Annotated in this window: 16 protein-coding genes; 14 read left to right on the top strand and 2 right to left on the bottom strand. The window is 65.2% G+C overall.

What is annotated here, in order from left to right:
• The 5 genes from ACXWUF_RS07050 to rpoH form a co-directional block, all read left to right on the top strand.
• Positions 1-308 (top strand): hypothetical protein (locus tag ACXWUF_RS07050; RefSeq protein WP_458493962.1); only part of this gene is annotated, 308 nt, incomplete at its 5' end.
• Positions 309-396: 88 nt separating this feature from the next.
• Positions 397-828: a hypothetical protein gene (locus ACXWUF_RS07055; RefSeq protein WP_458493963.1), complete on the top strand. Its 432-nt coding sequence runs from the start codon at positions 397-399 to the stop codon at positions 826-828.
• Positions 829-908: 80 nt separating this feature from the next.
• On the top strand, positions 909-1,568 hold the full coding sequence (gene ftsE, locus ACXWUF_RS07060; protein WP_458493964.1) for a cell division ATP-binding protein FtsE: 660 nt from the start codon (positions 909-911) through the stop codon (positions 1,566-1,568).
• A gap of 3 nt (positions 1,569-1,571) precedes the next feature.
• Entirely contained in the window at positions 1,572-2,561 is a 990-nt protein-coding gene (ftsX, locus tag ACXWUF_RS07065; protein ID WP_458493965.1) for a permease-like cell division protein FtsX, read from the top strand.
• Between the two features lie 129 nt (positions 2,562-2,690).
• Positions 2,691-3,545, top strand: coding sequence for an RNA polymerase sigma factor RpoH (rpoH, locus tag ACXWUF_RS07070; RefSeq protein ID WP_458493966.1), 855 nt, complete (start codon positions 2,691-2,693; stop codon positions 3,543-3,545).
• Between the two features lie 156 nt (positions 3,546-3,701).
• Here rpoH and ACXWUF_RS07075 read toward each other — a convergent pair whose 3' ends face one another.
• Positions 3,702-4,322, bottom strand: coding sequence for a class I SAM-dependent methyltransferase (locus ACXWUF_RS07075; protein WP_458493967.1), 621 nt, complete (start codon positions 4,320-4,322; stop codon positions 3,702-3,704).
• Between the two features lie 244 nt (positions 4,323-4,566).
• Here ACXWUF_RS07075 and ACXWUF_RS07080 point away from each other — a divergent pair, with 244 nt between their 5' ends.
• Complete coding sequence (locus ACXWUF_RS07080; protein WP_458493968.1) at positions 4,567-4,812, top strand: hypothetical protein; 246 nt, start codon at positions 4,567-4,569, stop codon at positions 4,810-4,812.
• 221 nt (positions 4,813-5,033) lie between these two features.
• Here the strand turns inward: ACXWUF_RS07080 and ACXWUF_RS07085 are convergent, their stop codons facing one another.
• Positions 5,034-5,798 carry an MlaA family lipoprotein gene (locus ACXWUF_RS07085; protein ID WP_458493969.1) on the bottom strand — a complete coding sequence of 255 codons (765 nt, stop codon included), beginning with the start codon at positions 5,796-5,798 and terminating at the stop codon, positions 5,034-5,036.
• A 442-nt stretch (positions 5,799-6,240) separates the two neighbouring features.
• Between ACXWUF_RS07085 and ACXWUF_RS07090 the strand changes: the two genes are divergently transcribed.
• From ACXWUF_RS07090 to ACXWUF_RS07125, 8 genes are all read left to right on the top strand, one after another.
• Complete coding sequence (locus ACXWUF_RS07090; protein WP_458493970.1) at positions 6,241-6,984, top strand: PEP-CTERM sorting domain-containing protein; 744 nt, start codon at positions 6,241-6,243, stop codon at positions 6,982-6,984.
• Positions 6,985-7,225: 241 nt separating this feature from the next.
• On the top strand, positions 7,226-7,708 hold the full coding sequence (locus ACXWUF_RS07095) for a hypothetical protein (RefSeq protein WP_458493971.1): 483 nt from the start codon (positions 7,226-7,228) through the stop codon (positions 7,706-7,708).
• 255 nt (positions 7,709-7,963) lie between these two features.
• A complete protein-coding gene (locus tag ACXWUF_RS07100; RefSeq protein WP_458493972.1) occupies positions 7,964-9,079 on the top strand; it encodes a response regulator in 1,116 nt (371 codons plus the stop codon).
• Positions 9,080-9,120: 41 nt separating this feature from the next.
• On the top strand, positions 9,121-13,260 hold the full coding sequence (locus ACXWUF_RS07105) for a response regulator (RefSeq protein WP_458493973.1): 4,140 nt from the start codon (positions 9,121-9,123) through the stop codon (positions 13,258-13,260).
• Positions 13,261-13,509: 249 nt separating this feature from the next.
• On the top strand, positions 13,510-14,316 hold the full coding sequence (locus ACXWUF_RS07110; RefSeq protein ID WP_458493974.1) for a GlcG/HbpS family heme-binding protein: 807 nt from the start codon (positions 13,510-13,512) through the stop codon (positions 14,314-14,316).
• A gap of 62 nt (positions 14,317-14,378) precedes the next feature.
• A complete protein-coding gene (locus ACXWUF_RS07115) occupies positions 14,379-15,197 on the top strand; it encodes a heme-binding protein (protein ID WP_458493975.1) in 819 nt (272 codons plus the stop codon).
• Positions 15,198-15,523: 326 nt separating this feature from the next.
• Positions 15,524-16,183, top strand: a complete 660-nt coding sequence (locus tag ACXWUF_RS07120; protein WP_458493976.1) for a HEAT repeat domain-containing protein — start codon at positions 15,524-15,526, stop codon at positions 16,181-16,183.
• Between the two features lie 149 nt (positions 16,184-16,332).
• On the top strand, positions 16,333-16,536 hold a 204-nt coding region (locus ACXWUF_RS07125; RefSeq protein ID WP_458493977.1), incomplete at its 3' end, for a hypothetical protein.

Genomic DNA, 16,536 nt, shown 5'->3' on the forward strand with positions numbered 1-16,536 from the left:
CGACCATCATCATCGCCACACCCAACCCGCACATCGAGCGATGGTTCTTGCTGGATTCGAAGGCTTTCCGAACGGTGTTCGGGCGCGGCTGCGATGCGCCCGACCATAAGTGTGAGCGCAGCCGCTACAAAAAGCTGTTGATCGACGCCATCCGCAACGCCACCGGATTCGTGCCTGACTTGGGTGGCATTGAATACTCCGACAAACTCGTGCAACACATGGACCTGGAATGGCTGGCCCGTACCGACGATTCCCTGGGTCGCCTGCTGGCCGATTTGCGCGGTGCGTTCCAAAACTGGCGTAAGTAACCTTGACTAGACAATATTTCAACGCACAAACGGCCCACCACCCCAAGCGTTTATAATCCCGCTCCATTCACCCCACTGGACGTCCTCCATGAGCGTAGCCCTGAAAGTTTTCGAGCAACTCACCGAAGCCGGCGAAGACCGCACCAAGGCGCGGGTCATCGCCGAGGCGTTCGAGCATCTGGAGGAGCGCTACCCGCAACTCAAGGAGGTCGCCACCCAAGGGCAGGTGCGGGAAACCGAGTTACGGTTACTCAAGGAAATCGAGACCGTCCGGCTGGAAATCAAAGAAGTCGAGGTCAAGCTGACCAAAGAGATCGAGTCGGTTCGGCTGCAAATCAAAGAAATCGAAGCCAAGCTGTCCCGCGACATCGAGCAAAGCCGCCGGGAAATCCGCGAAACAGAAATCCGCCTGACCCAGGCCATACACCGCCAAACCTTTTGGGTGATCGGGGCCGTGGGCGCGGTGGTCGGCGGAATCCGGCTGCTGGAATGGTTCCTGGCCCATCTCCCCGCACAGTGACCCATCCGGCCTCGTATTCGCGCTATCTCCCCATCCACCCACGCCCCCCGCTTCGCCAGCCCAAGGACTGACGCCCCGCCATGCTTGAATTCATCAGCGTCAGCAAACGCTACGACGACGGCGGCGAGGCGCTGTCCGACATCTGCTTCACCCTGAAACCGGGGGAAATGGCCTTCGTGACCGGCCATTCCGGCGCGGGCAAAAGCACCCTGCTCAAGCTCATCCCCGCCATCGAGCGGCCCAGCCGGGGCAAGATCGTGTTCGATGGGCAGGAAATCCAGGCCATCTCGCGCCGCCAGATCCCCCACCTGCGCCGCAAGCTCGGTCTGATTTTCCAGGACTACCGCCTGCTGCACGACCGCACGGTGTTCGACAACGTGGCCCTGCCCCTGCTCATCGCGGGCTACGGCCCGGCGGAAATCGGGCGGCGGGTGCGGGCCGCACTGGACAAGGTCGGCCTGCTGCGGAAAGAGCGGCGCTATCCGCCCACCCTGTCCGGCGGCGAGCAGCAACGCATCGGCATCGCCCGCGCCATCGTCCACAAGCCCTTGTTGATCCTGGCCGACGAACCCACCGGCAACCTGGACCCGGACTTGGCGGCGGAAATCATGGCCCTGTTCCGGGAATTCAGCGCCGTCGGCGTGGCCGTGCTGATCGCCAGCCATGATCTGGGGCTGATTTCGCGGCTGGGCAGCCGGACCCTGCGGCTGCGCGAAGGCCAGTTGCTGAAGGGGGGCTGAGCCATGGCGAAACGCCGACACCGGGCCTTCCACACGCCCCAGCCGCGCTTGGTCCGCTATTTGTCGGGGCTGTGGGATCAATTGGGCGCGTATGGCGCGTTGCAGTGGGAGATATTCAAGGACAGCCTCAGGCGGCTGCGGCAGACGCCCGTCGCCAGCACTTTGACCGTGCTGGTCATCGCCATCGCCCTGACCCTGCCCGCCAGCCTGCACGTTCTGGTGGACAACGCCCGCGAGGCCAGCGCGGGACTGGAATCCACCAGCCGGATTTCGCTGTTCCTTAAGCCGGACCTGTCCAACGAGGTGGGCCGCAAGCTGGCGGAGCGGCTGAAAAAGCATCCCCGCGTCGCGGAAACCACCCTCATCACCAAGGAGGCGGGGCTGAAAGAGTTGCAGACCTACAGCGGCTTCGGCGAGGCGCTCCGGGCGCTGAACGCCAACCCGCTGCCGGTGGTCATCAGCATCAAGGCCCAGGATTCGCTGGCCGATCCCGCCGCGATGGAAGCCTTGCTCGCCGAACTGGGGAAGCTGCCGGAGGCGGACTTCGCCCAGTTCGATACGGAATGGCTGCAAAAGCTCCGGGCCATGCTGGATGTGGCCGAGCGGGGCATCCGGGTGTTCGGCCTGCTGCTGGCCTTCGGCGTGCTGTTCACCGTGGGCAACACCATCCGGCTGGAGCTTCAGCAGCGCCGCGAAGACATCGCCGTGACCAAGCTGCTCGGCGCCACCGACGGCTTCATCCGCCGGCCCTTTCTGTACGCCGGATTCTGGTATGGATTCCTCGGCGGCGTCCTCGCCTGGTTGTTGAGCGGTTTGCTGATTCTGTTGCTACACGCCCCCGCCACCCGGTTGGCGGAGCTTTATGGCAGCCCGTTCCGGCTGACCTATCTGGGGTTTGTGGATACTGGCTGGCTGCTGGGCGTTTCGGTTCTGCTGGGCGTGGCGGGTGCTTTTGCCGTGGCGACGTATCATCTGCGCAGGCTTGATCCGTAAGGCATTGCGCGATTAGACCGCCTCGGTTTTGAAAACCGAGGCGGTCCTCCCAGAGGCCGGGAACAATCCCTTAGCACTCCCTGTCTATGAGTGCTAAGATTTGCCCAACCTCAACAACAGGGACTACACATGAGCAACGCACTCACTCTTCCGGTTAATCTTTCGCTGGGTTCCATTGAAGAGTACGTCGCCAACGTCAACCGCCTGCCGCGCCTGAGTGCGGACGAAGAGCGGGCGCTGGCCGTCCGGCTGCGTGATGAGAACGATTTGGAAGCGGCCCGGCTGCTGGTGCTGGCGAATCTGCGCTTCGTCGTCCACGTCGCCAGGGGTTACATGGGATACGGACTGCCGCTGCCAGACCTGATCCAAGAGGGCAACATCGGCCTGATGAAGGCGGTCAAGCGCTACAACCCGGATGTGGGCGTGCGGCTGGTGTCCTTCGCGGTGCATTGGATCAAGGCGGAAATCCACGAATTCATCATCCAGAACTGGCGCATCGTCAAGGTCGCCACCACCAAGGCCCAGCGCAAGCTGTTCTTCAACCTGCGCAAGTTCAAGAACCGCCTGGGCTGGCTGAACCGCGAGGAGGCCACCACGGTGGCCGAGGAATTGGGCGTGGATGTGGAGACGGTGTTCGAAATGGAAAGCCGCCTGAACAATCAGGACGTGGCCTTCGACCCCGGCACCGACGCGGACAGCGATGAAAAAGACCTGACCGCCCCGGTCCATTATCTGCAACAAGAAAATGCCGACCCGGCGGACCTGTTGGAAAACAGCGATTGGGGCCAGCATAAAGAGCAGCGCTTGATCGCCGCCATCAAGGACTTGGACGAGCGCAGCCGGGACATCGTCACCAGCCGGTGGCTGAGCGAGCAGAAGCTCACCCTGCACGACCTCGCGACCCGCTACAACGTCTCGGCCGAGCGCATCCGGCAGTTGGAGAACACCGCCATGAAGCGGCTGAAACTGTGCCTCGCCGCATAAGTCCGGTGCGGCGAGCGACGGAGAAAAACAAGGCGACCTAGGTCGCCTTGTTTTTTAGGAAATGGATGACGTGCCGACAATGTAGGTCGGGCTTTAGCCTGACCCCGTCCCCCGGCTTGCCGCAGGTCGGGCTGAAGCCCGACCTACATGCTTTCGTCAATAATCCTTCTTCAAATGCAGCATGGTGAACATGCCCAAGGGCGGCAGGTTGTGGCGCTTCACTTCCCGCAGCGAGGTGTGGCCGAGGATTTCCTCCTCCGGCATGTCGGGCCGCCAGCCCAGCTTGTGGGAGAGCGGGGCCAGGAGGGATTCGACATTGCGCCTAAACCCCTTCTCCGCCGCGAAGTGGTTGACGATCACCACATCCCCGCCGGGCTTGAGTACTCGCTCGATTTCCCGCATCACCCGCTGCGGTTCCGGCACCACCGACATCACATAGGCCGCGACCACCGCGTCGAAGCTTTGGTCCTCGTACTCCAACTCACGGGCGTCCATGATGCTCAGGCTGGAGACGTGGGAAAGCTTCTGCCGACCCACCCGCCGTTCGGCCAGGCGCAGCATGTCGGGGGAAATGTCGATGCCGTGGACTTCATGCTCCTTGCGGTAATAGGACAGGCTAATGCCGGTGCCGACGCCCACTTCAAGGACTTTGCCGGGGCGCTTGTTGGTGACGCCAGCCGCCATGGAGCGGCCCTTGAAGCTGAGTAGCCAGCCGAAGGTCTGATCGTAAACCGGGGCATAGCGTGCGTAGGATTTCAGGATGGATTCCAATTGCATTTGCAGTCCTCCGCTCTCGTCCTCATGACGAGGCGCACATTTATTGGTATTGAGTGAGACCGCTCCCCCCTTCAGCACCGGGCGAGCCGGCGCGGGAAAGCCGCCCCAAGAATAGCAAGGCGAACGTGCCGCCGTCCAAAATCAATCGCTTCCCGACGATTTCGTTTAATATGCGGCGCGTCCAATCCGGCCCGGCCCGGCCCGGATTTTCCGTAGAACCAGACTCTTTCCGAATCCTTCCATCATGAGCAAATCCTTTGAAGTCAAATTGAACCGCGACCCCGACGAGATCATCGCGCAAGCGCGGGCAGCCGCCCATAAGAACGGCATCCAGTTCTCCGGCGACGGGCAGACGGGCCATTTCGTCGGCCACGGCATCGAGGGCAGTTACCTGATTCTGGACGATATCTTGAGCGTCGAGATTGCCAAGAAGCCGTTCATCGTGCCGTGGAGCATGATCGAATCGAAGCTGCGGGATTTTTTCGCCTGATTGGGCCGGGGCGGGAGCTTTCTGACTCCCTCTCCCACCGGGAGAGGGTGGGGTGAGGGGAGCAAAAAAGGATTTCTTCCACAAAGCCCTCCCGCTAAGCCTGGCGTGTAAGGAAGAAATCCCTTTCACCCCCTCACCCTAACCCTCTCCCGGCGGGAGAGGGGACAAAAACCTACACTTGGTAAGAAGGGAATGGGGATAAAACGGCGAAGCACTCCCCCTCACGGCTGGCCGGAAGCTTCCTTCATCTGCTCGTCCATCTCCTTCTCCAAGTCCTCCTCCAGCGGCGGGTTGCCGTCGTGGACTTGGTAATTGCGTTCCTGGAAATAGGCGTTGCGGATGAACTCGTAGCGATCCGTCGCGGCCTGGTCGGCGATTTTGCTCAGACCCAGTAGATCGGCGCGATGGTCGGCGGCGTTGAGGGCGCCGGACAGGATGCTCCCGGCCATGGGCGCGACGAAGTTGATGGGATTGGTCGCCGAGTCCCCGGCGATGCCCAGCACGGAGCGGGGCGAGCCGGGGCCGAACACCGGCAGGACCAAGTACGGACCCTGGGGCACGCCCCACACCGCCAAGGTCTGGTCGAAGTCCTCCTTGTGCTTGGGCATGTCCAGCTCACTCGCCACATCGACGAATCCGCCCCCCCCGGCCACCGTGTTCACCACGAACCGGCCAAAATCCATCCCGCCCTGCTCCCACTTGAATTGCAGGAAGTCGTTGACGAACACGCCGATGTCGTCGACGTTGCTGAAGAAGTTCGTGATGCCCATATCCACCAGGGACGGCATGAGCCAGCGGTAGCCCTCGGCCACCGGCTTCATCACATAATCGTCCACGTCATCGTTGAAGCCCTGAACGCTGCGGTTCATGTCTTCCCACGGGTCTTTCTCGTTCCTCACGACGGTCGTTTCCGCGCAGGCCACTAGGTTGGCGGCGAGGATCGCCCACAGGGCGGCGTATAGCTTTCGGGAGTGAATGGGGTTCATCGGCATCTTTCAGATAAGGGGATCAACTTAAATAATTTCCCCGCGAGACGACGAGCAATCAGGCTCGCGTCCTTCACAAGGGTTATGGGCGGCGGGCTGGCAAGCCACAAGTATGCTGTCCACCGGCCCGGACGTAAAGTGGGTGGAACCCTATTCCCGGCGTCTCCGCCACGGGGCGTAAACGGTAGTCCTTTAGTGCTAATCCTGGATATTCCCCGGTGAATGCCTGCCAAAAGTTAGGGGGCGTTCCGGCGTTTTAATTGGAGGAAAGCCCCGCCTTTTTGCGCGGTCGGGAATGCCGACGATGGCGTTCCCTTCGGCACCAGAAAAACGCGGGGCGGGCGGGACGCGGGCCAATCCTTAGCGAATGGCGAACCGGCGGGACACGCCGCCGCTCGCGCCGGAAGACCTCATTTTTTTCAGTCATTCAGGAGGCGACGACATGGACGGTATTTTGAACACGGCAACACAGCGGCCCATCCCGGCGATTCTGCGAGGAATGCTGGCCGGGGCCGCGCTGGCGTCAGCGGCACCGGGCGCTTGGGCTTCCACCATTCTGGTGTTCGGCCAAGCGGGCGCCGCCGACACCATCACCGGCACTCAACTGGGTCCGGCCACGACGATTTCGGCCACCGACGCGCCGATTCAAATCACCACCATCGACCCCAGCGCGGGCGTCGCCACGCCCCTCGCCGCCTTCTTCAGCCTGACCGCCACCAGCCAGGATTCCGCCCAGCTAGTGGGTGGCTCATTCGTCATCCAGCCTTTCGGCGGATCGTTCACGATCACCGCCGGCGCGGGCGGGAGCGGCACGAACTACCTGTCCGGCGTCTTCAACGACGCCGTGTTCGGCTCCGGCCCCAGCCTGACCCTGTCCACCGGCACCCCCGGCGGCAACGTGACCTTCACCTCCGACCTGATCGCGCCCGCCTCGCTGGGGCTGGACCGGGCCATCAGCCTGGGCTTCACCAATGTGACGCCGCCGGTGGGCCTGTGCGGCTTGGCCCCGAATCAAACCTTGTGCGGCTTCGCCTCCAATGTCTCGGGCAACTTCTCGGCGGCCATCGGCGGCGGCGGAAACGGCGGCACACTGCCCGAGCCGGCGACGCTGGCGCTGTTGGGCCTGGGCCTTTTGGCCGGGGGATTTTCCCGCGCCCGGAAGGCGCGACCGGAGCTTGTTCACTAGGTCAGCCCTTGGCTCGTAGCCCCGCCTTTAGGCGGTTTTCCCGGAGGCGAATAACCGCCTAAGGGTGGGACTACGAACGCCGGATCGCGCCCGCCACACCCAGCGGGCCAATCCATCGCGCCTCCGCCGCCCTTTCTCGCCCCACCTCATAGCCATCCGCCCAAGAAAAGCTAGAATCCCGGATTGAGGCTACGCCCCTCGTTCGATTCCGCACTCCAAAAACATAACAGCGGCCACAACCATGAAAACCAAAACCAGTCTGCGCGCCTGCCTGCCGGTGCTGATCGGCCTTGCCCAAATTGCCCCCGGAACCGGCCTGGCCGATCAAGGCCACGTCTACGAGAACGAGGGTAAACGTTATCCCTATGTCGTCGATAGCACCGGCGACAATTACACTTTCGAGTTCGAAACCAATCCGGGCCGGGAGGGGGGGCGGCTCAAGGCGCTCGGGCATGTGTTCCGGTCGGCCTACGGGGATGACTCGGTGGCCCCGCAATACAGCGAGGTGTTCATGAAGGAAGGGGCCAAATGCTACGTTTTTGAAGCGACTTTCTATTCTTACCGGGGCTGTTTCCTGCCCAACGATTATTCGCCCGATAAGCGGGACAGGTTCTGGGGGTTCGTGTCCCGGCTGCCCAACGCCATGTGGTTCCTGACCCGCAACATACTGCCAGCGGTTCTCGTGGTGGGCGGCCTATTCCTGGTGTTCCGCGCCAAGCGTTGAGGCGGATTGGCCCGGCGCCGCCGGGATTCTAGCGATAAGATACGCTCCAGGGGGCTTACGTTGCTTGAAGGCCATCGATGATCTGCGCCCGCCTTACGGGCCATATAACGTATAAAGGGACAACATCCTTCGGCGGGGTGTTATCCCTTTCGTTGCAAGCGTCCGGTGTTCCCAGCGCAAATTAGGCGGGAATCCCGCGCCAAGGTGGCCTATACTTCTGAATCGGCGGGGTAACACAGACCCAAGCACCCCCCCATGCACGTTACATCCAATTTCACACACAGCCCGCTCACCATTGTCCTGGTGGCGGATGACATGCCCGAGAACCTGGAGGTGCTGGGCAACTTGCTGCTCGGCGCCGGCTACCGGGTGAAGGCGGCGAATTCGGGCCGCGCCGCGTTGCGCTACGCCGCCGAGGAACCCCGCCCGGACCTCATCCTGCTGGACGTGATGATGCCGGAAATGGACGGCTACGAAGTGCTGGCGCGGCTCGGCCAAAACCCCGTCACCCAACACATTCCCGTAGTCTTCTTGACCGCCCTGGGCGACCCGCGGGACGAGGCCCACGGCCTGCGGCTGGGTGCCGCCGACTACATCACCAAGCCCATCCGGCCCGAGGTGGTCCTGGCGCGGGTGGTGACACAACTGGACGCCAAGCGGGCGCGGGACTGGCTGAAAAACCAGAACGCCTGCCTGGAAGCCGAAGTGGCGCGGCGCATGGTGGAGAACGAACTGGTCCAGGCCGCGGGCATCCGGGCGCTGGCCCACCTGGCGGAAATCCGCGACCCCGAGACCGGCAGCCACCTGCGGCGCACCCAGCGCTATATGGCCCTGCTGGCGGAACAGATCAAGACCCATCCCCGCTTCGCCACCCTTCTGACGGATCGGTACCGCGCCTTGCTGGCCCGTTCCGCGCCCCTGCACGACATCGGCAAGGTGGGCATTCCCGACTACATCCTCCAGAAGCCCGGCCAACTGACGCCGGAGGAACGGGAGATCATGCAAACCCACGCCGCCCTGGGCGCCATGGCGATTGAACTGGCCGAGCAGGATTGCGAACAACCCTTGGAATTCCTGGCGCTCGCCAAAGAAATCGCCCGCTGGCACCACGAGCGCTGGGACGGCGGCGGCTACCCGGACGGGCTGTCCGGCGAGGCCATCCCCTTGTCCGCCCGGCTCATGGCCCTGGCCGACGTGTTCGACGCCCTGACCTCCTCGCGCACCTACAAGCAGGCGTTCCCCTTTGAAGCGGCCCGCGCCATCGTCGCGGACGGACGCGGCGGGCACTTCGACCCGGACATCGTGGACGCCTTCCTCGCCGCCTTCGACGAATTCGCGGCCATCGCCCGGCGCTACCGGGACGGCGGCTAAGCCCCGGCGCCTTCCATTGACCCGACCCACCTGACCCCATCATGTCATCCGCCCCCACCGATCCGGCGCCCCCTCCTCGCCGCGACACTCAAGCGCCGCCCGGCGTTTTGCATATCGTGTTGATTTACGCCGTGCTGGCCTCGGCGTGGATACTGCTGTCCGACCAAGCCGTGGAGCGGCTGCTCGGCGGCTCGGTCCACGCCACCCTCGCCAGCACGCTCAAGGGCTGGCTGTTCGTGGCCGTGTCCTCGATGCTGTTGCATAGCTCGATGCGGCACCTCCGGGCCGAACCGGCCACCCTCCCGGCGTCACGCGCCACGGTCCTGCCGCTGGCGCTCACCGCCCTCGCCATCGTGGCCCTGGCCGCCGGAGGCATTGTCCTGAGCATGGGGCAGGGAAGAGGCAAGGAAGTGGCCCGGCTGGAAGCCATCGCCGACATGAAGGCCAAGCAGGTCGAGGACTGGCTGGGGGAGCGGGACGGCGACGCCCGCTTCGCCCAGACCAGCCGCTTCTTCGCCGAAACCTACTGGCACTGGCGGGACACGGGCGACCTCGCCAGCCGGGATTTATTGCGGCTGCGCCTGAACCAATTCCGCGCCGCCAACCACTTCCAGGCGGTGCTGCTGCTGGACGAAACCGGCCAATCCCTGCTCTGGGACTCGGACGCCACCCTCCCGACCCTGGAACCCGCCCTGGCCGCCATGGCGGCCAGGGCGGTGGCCGAACGCCAGTCACGCCGACTGGGCATCCACCGGGACGGCGCGGGGCGCGGCTGGCTGGATTTCATCGCGCCGGTGATGGGCACGGAGAATCGGCCCGGCCCCGTCATCGTGCTGCGGATTGACCCAGCCCGGCACCTGTTCCCCCTGCTCAATGCCTGGCCGACGCCCAGCGCCAGCGGCGAAACCGTGTTGTTCCGGCGCGACGGCGACGACGCGCTGTTCATCAGCGAGCTGCGCCATCAGCCCGACTCGGCGGGGCGGTTCCGGGTGCCCTTGACCAATGGGAGCCTACTCGCGGGCCGGATACTGCGGGGCGAATCGGCCCCGGGCAGCCTGATGGAGGGCGCGGACTACCGGGGCGTCCCCGTCATCGGCATCGCCCGCGCCATCCCCGGCACCGACTGGTATCTCGGGACCAAGATCGACCGGGCGGAACTCTACGCCGAGGCTAGCTCGGAGGCCATTTGGATCGCCCTGGCGGGCTGCCTCGCCTTGTTCGCCGCCCTGTCCGGCGTCTACCTGTGGCGTCAGCGCCAAGCCCTGGACGCCTCCCGGCGCGAGCGGGAAGTGCAAGACGAGAAGCTGCGCGTCCTGCAACTCCTGGACGCCATCGCCAGCAGCTCCGACGACGCCATCTTCGCCAAAGACCTGGAGGGCCACTATCTGCTGTTCAACCGGGCGGCGGCGCGGATCACCGGCAAGCGCCCGGAGGACGTGCTGGGGCGGGACGACCGCGCCATTTTCCCGTCAGCCGAGGCGGAGAGGCTAATCACCCTGGGGCGGCGGGTCGTGGCGGAAGACCGCCTCCTGACCACCGAGGAGTCGTTGACCACCGTCGATGGCCTGCGGACCTTCCTGGCCACCAAGGGGCCGATGTACGACGCCAATGGCCGGGCCATTGGCTTGTTCGGCATCTCCCGCGACATCACCGAGCGGAAATGGGCCGAAAACGAAGTCGCCATCCAGAACCGCGCCCTGGAAATGATCGCCCTGGGCGCTCCGCTGCGGGCCACCCTGGACGCCTTGCTGCGGGCCATCGAAGCCGCCGAGCCGGGCCTGTTGGCGTCCATCCTGCTGATATCCGAGGACGGCAGGCACCTGCGCCACGGCGCCGCGCCGAGCCTCCCGGACGATTACAACCGGGCGGTGGACGGCGTCAGCATCGGCGAGGGCGTCGGCTCCTGCGGCACGGCGGCCTTCCGCCGCGCCCTGGTGGCGGTCGAGGACATCGCCACCGATCCCCTGTGGAAGGATTTCCGGGGCTTGGCGCTGACGCGGGGGCTAAGGTCGTGCTGGTCCGCGCCCATCCTCAACGCCGAGGGCGGCGTGCTGGGCACCTTCGCCATCTATTACCGCCACCCGGCCCTCCCCAACGCCCACCACCAGCACCTCATCCAACTGGCCAGCCACGCGGCCACCATCGCCATCAACCGCCACCGCGAGGAGCGGGCGCTGCGGGAAAGCGAGGCGCGGTTCCGCGCCCTGTTCCATGGCGCGGGGGTCTACCTGTATGTGCAGGACATCGAGACCGGGGAAATCCTGCAAGCCAACCAGGCGGTGCTGGATGGCTACGGCTTCGCCACCGTGGACCAGTTGAAAACGGAACTGATCTGGCCCGACCCGCCCTACGGCCCGGAGGATGTGCGGCGGATGATCCGCAAGACGGTCATCGAGGGGCCGCAGCGCTTCGAATGGCTGAGCCTGGACCGGCTCCGCAACCCGGTCTGGGTGGACATCCGCATGGACACCATCACCCTGGACGGCGTGCCGCGCATCATCGCCGCCGCCCAGGACATCACCGAGAAGAAACGCATTGCCGAGGAGCTGGACAGCCACCGCCACCACTTGCAGGAGTTGGTGGAAAACCGCACGGCGCAATTGGCCGAGGCGCGGACCCGGGCGGAGTCCGCCAGCCGCGCCAAGAGCGTGTTCCTGGCGAACATGAGCCACGAGATACGCACCCCCATGAACGCCATCCTGGGCCTGACCCACCTGCTGCGGCGCTCCGCCCCAACCCCCGAGCAGGCCGGGCGGCTCTGCAAGATCGACGACGCCGCCCGCCACCTGCTCAGCATCCTCAACGATATCCTCGACCTCTCCAAGATCGAGGCCGGGCGGATGGTGCTGGAACAAACCGACTTCCCCCTGGAAGGCATCCTGGACCATGTGCACTCGCTGGTGGCCGCCCAGGCCCAGGCCAAGGGGCTGGCCCTGCGGGTGGACGGCGACAGCGTTCCCCGCTGGCTGCGGGGCGATCCGACCCGGCTGCGCCAAGCCCTGCTCAACTACGCGGGCAACGCCGTCAAGTTCACCGAACGCGGCTCGGTCGTCATCGCCGCCCGCCTGCTGGAAGACGGCGAGGACGACCTGCTGGTGCGCTTCGAGGTCCAGGACACCGGGATAGGCATCGCGCCCGAGCAACAGCCCAAGCTGTTCGAGGCGTTCGAGCAGGCCGACGCCTCGACCACCCGCAAATTCGGCGGCACCGGCCTGGGGCTGGCCATCACCCGCCGCCTCGCCAAGCTGATGGGCGGCGAGGCCGGGGTGGAGAGCGTCCCGGGCGAAGGCAGCACCTTCTGGTTCACCGCCCGGCTGGGCCGGGGACGGCACACCGAGACCGCCCCCCCCAGCCAGGGCCAGGAACTCGTCGAGGCCGAACTGCGCCAGCGGGGCGCCAGCCTCCGCCTGCTGCTGGCGGAGGACAACGCCATCAACCGGGAGGTGGCCCTGGAACTGCTAAGCGGGGTGGGACTGGCCGTGGACACGGCGGAGGACGGGCGGGAAGCGCTGGCGAAGGTGCGCGCCCACGCCTACGACCTGGTGCTGATGGATGTGCAGATGCCAGAGATGGACGGGCTGGCCGCGACCCGCGCCATCCGTGCCCTGCCGGACCGGGCGGACCTGCCGATTCTGGCGATGACCGCCAACGCCTTCGAGGAGGACCGGCGGCTGTGCCACGAGGCCGGCATGAACGGCTTCATCGCCAAGCCGGTGGAGCCGGGAACCCTGTACGCGACGCTGCTGGAATGGCTGCCGACGGCGCCCGGCGAGCCGCCCCGCCCGGCGCCGGTGGAGGGGCGGGCCACGCTGCTGCTGGTGGACGACCAGCCCGAGCATCTGCATGAACTGGGCGAACGGCTCCAGGCCGCGGGCTACCGGGTGAAAATCGCCATCTCCGGCCGCAACGCCCTGCGCCGCGCCACCCAGTCCCCGCCGCCGGATTTGATCCTGCTGGACGCGGGCCTGCCCGGCGAGGACCGCTTGGCGATATGGAGCGAGCTGCGCGACCAGCCCGCCACCCGGCTCATTCCGGTGGTGTTCGTGGCCGAGCCGGGGGAAGTCCCCGGCTTGGCGGCGCTGGCGGCGGACTACATCGTCCGGCCCATCGACCCCGAGGCGCTGCTGGCGCGGGTGCGGGAGCGGCTAACGCCCTGTAGGCCCACCGCCGTTAAGTTATAGCGGCTTCTGGCTGGACTCACCACGGCTTTCAGACGGGACGCGGTTTAGCGCATCCTCAGTCAAGGTGTAAATTCACCTATCGGCAACGGAACGCTTGTGCTAGTTTTTTTGGGCCAGCCCAAGCGGCGGCAACCTGACCCAACAGGAGCGACAGCATCCCAGCCTGTCGTCCTGGGGGAAAGCCAAGGGAATCCGGTTCGATACCGGCACAACTCCAACCCAAATACCAAATTATTCTCTGGAGAATCCATGAACAACCATAAAGCCCGTTTATTACTGGGTGCCGTGATGGGCACCGCCATGGTCGGCCCGGCGCTGGCCGACACCTGCAAGCAGTTGTCCAATTCGGGGCTGACCTACGTGACCCTGGCCAACAGCCTGAAGAGCGTCGTCAACGAAGCGAACACTCCCAATGGCGGGCTGGGTTTTCCCATGTGGTTGACCCTGATCGACGGCAGCGGCACCGTGTGCGCCGTGGTCAACTCGCTAAGCGGCACCGAAAACCCCACCGCCGACATCTGGCTGGGCAGCCGGGTGATTTCCGCCCAGAAGGCCAACGCCGCCAACTCGTTCAGCACCGGCAAGCTGGCCCTCTCCACCGCCAACCTCTATTCCGCCGTGCAGCCGGGCGGCAGCCTCTACGGCCTGCAACACAGCAACCCGGTCGATACCGCCACCGCCTATGGCGGCACCGCCAGCAAGTTCGGCACCAACAAAGACCCCATGGTCGGGCGGCGCATCGGCGGCATCAACGTGTTCGGCGGCGGCCTGACCCTGTACAACAGCAGCAAGAAGAAAGTCGGCGCCATCGGCGTGTCCGGCGACACCTCCTGCACCGACCATGTGGTCGCCTGGAAGGTGCGCGACAAGCTGGTGGGCTTCGAGGCCAAGAACGTGCCGGGCGGCGTGGCCTCCACCGGCAACGATGCGCTGATTCAGGACATCACCGAGAACCCGACCGGCGGCACGGGCGTCAGCGCGGGCGGCTTCGGCCATCCCACCTGCCTCAACAATCCGACCAACGCCATTGACGGCGGCTCCATCGACGGCAATTAAGCGCCGTCCCGCCCGAGCCACCGCGTTTTTCGCCAACCCAAAGCAACACCGGAGTTTCCATCATGAAGAAGGGGCTTTTCTCCCTCGCCCTGGGCGTTTCCGCCCTGGCCTTAGGCAATCAAACCGTCCAGGCCGCTTGCTCGGACATCGCCCGCGCCGACCTGCTGACAGCGGCCAAGGCCGCGGCGGATGTTAAGACCACGGGCGGCTACGGCCTGCCCATGTGGGCGACCTTTGTGGACGAGACCGGCAAGGTCTGCGCGGTCGTCACCAACGGCGCCACCGGCGAGAAGGCCGGCAACAACGAATGGCTGGGCAGCCGGGTGATCTCCGCCCAGAAGGCCAACACCGCCAACGCCTTCAGCCTGGACGGCTACGCCATCTCCACCGCCAACCTGTACAGCGCGGTCAGTTCCGGCAGCCTGTTCGGCCTGCAATTCAGCAACCCGGTGGACAGCGGCACCGCCTACCTCGGCAACCCGAAGGCTTACGGCACCGAGAAAGACCCGCTGGTGGGTCGGCGCATCGGCGGCGTGAACGTGTTCGGCGGCGGCCTCGCGGTCTACAGCGCCGACGGCAAGACCAAGGTCGGCGCCATCGGCGTGTCCGGCGACACCTCCTGCCGCGACCACGCCTTCGCCTGGCAAATCCGCGAAGCCTTGAAGCGGCACCCGGCGGGCACGGGCATCACGACGGTCAACCTGCTGCCCGACGGCACCGCCGCCGTCAACCTGGCCGGTGCGGCCAAGGGCGACGAAATGGTGCTGTCCGGCAAGCCGGGCGACGGCGCGTCCAATTATTGGAACCTGTGGGCGCAGCCGTTCTGCCCGAACTCCATCCCGGCAGCCACCGCCGCCAATGGCACGCTGCAAGTTCAGTAAGCCTCCGCGCTTGGCTTGAACGCACCAAGCGGGCGTCCCCGGCGCCCGCTTTTTTATTCGCCACGATAGGCAATCAATGCGCTCGTGGCCCCGCCTTTAGGCGGCGCTTTCGCTGGAATCATCGCTTTTAGGATTTGGCCGTGAATAACTTCCCCGAATCACCGTGCGAGCGGTCCCTTCGGCTTCGCTCAGGACAAGCTTTAGACCGCGACAATTCCGCGCTTGGTTCGTGGCCTGAAGGCCACTCCCACAACCGCCGGTTTCTCGATTTCGGGAAATTGTTTTCGGCCACATCCTTAGGCTGACTGGCCCTCCGCTTCAACCCCATGTCGAAATACTCCATCGTCCTGGCTCTCGCCGCCCTAATCCTGGCCTTCGCTGGCGGCTTTTGGATCAGCGCCCGCTTGAACTCCCAACCGTCGTCGCCCGTCGCACAAGCGGACCCAAGCCCGGCCCCGCCCGCCGTCCAACCGCCCGACCTACGCGCCCTCGCGGCGGGCCTGGGCGGCGGCACAGCGGCCCCCACCCCGGAGCAAGTCCGCGAAGAGCTGCAAACCGTGCATTCGCAGGTGGCGGCGGCGGGCGAAGCCCTGCGCCATATCGACCCGGCGGAACGCGTCGGCGGGGCCGAGCAACTGGCGGCCTACCCCACCCGCGAGGCCGAAGCCCTGCTGGTCGAAGCGCTGGCGGCGGATCGGGAACCGACCGTGCGCCAAGCCGCCGCGCAAAGCCTGCAAGCCATCAAGGCACCGGGCGATAAGACCACGGCGGCCTTGCTCGCGGCGTTAGCGGATGAAAGCCCGGAGGTCGGCGCAAATGCGCTGAGCGCTTTGCAAGCCTATTTGGTCCGACAGGATCGGAATGCCGCCCGCTATAAAAGCCTGATGAAGGAATTGCAGCGGCGGGCCAAGGATCGGGCCATTCCGAAGGGTATCCGCCAAGAAATCGGCGACTTCATTAAGGACCAGACCGCTTCCAGCCCATGAACGGAACACCCTGAATTCCCTGATAAAATAGGCGCCTCGCGGCGGCGTCCGCATTCAATCCGGCTTGCGCTCCAAGTCCGGCCCCATCAACCAAACACGGATATTCGCGCCCCCTTTCAGGCGGCAATCCGTATGGACACAACTGGCTTATGTCGATCAAGTGGATTCTTCTCCTCACCGTCCTGTTCCTGAGCGCCACCGGCGTGGTGGTGTACATCGGCCTGAACCCGGAGGCACCGGCCCCCACGGTCGCCGCAACCCCGCCACCCGTCGCCAAGAAACCAGAACCCGCCCCCCCCGCCCCACCGCCCAAGCCCGAAACGGCTCCGCCCGCCACGACGCCACCGGCAGCG

It is taken from the genome of Methylomagnum sp. (assembly GCF_054333355.1).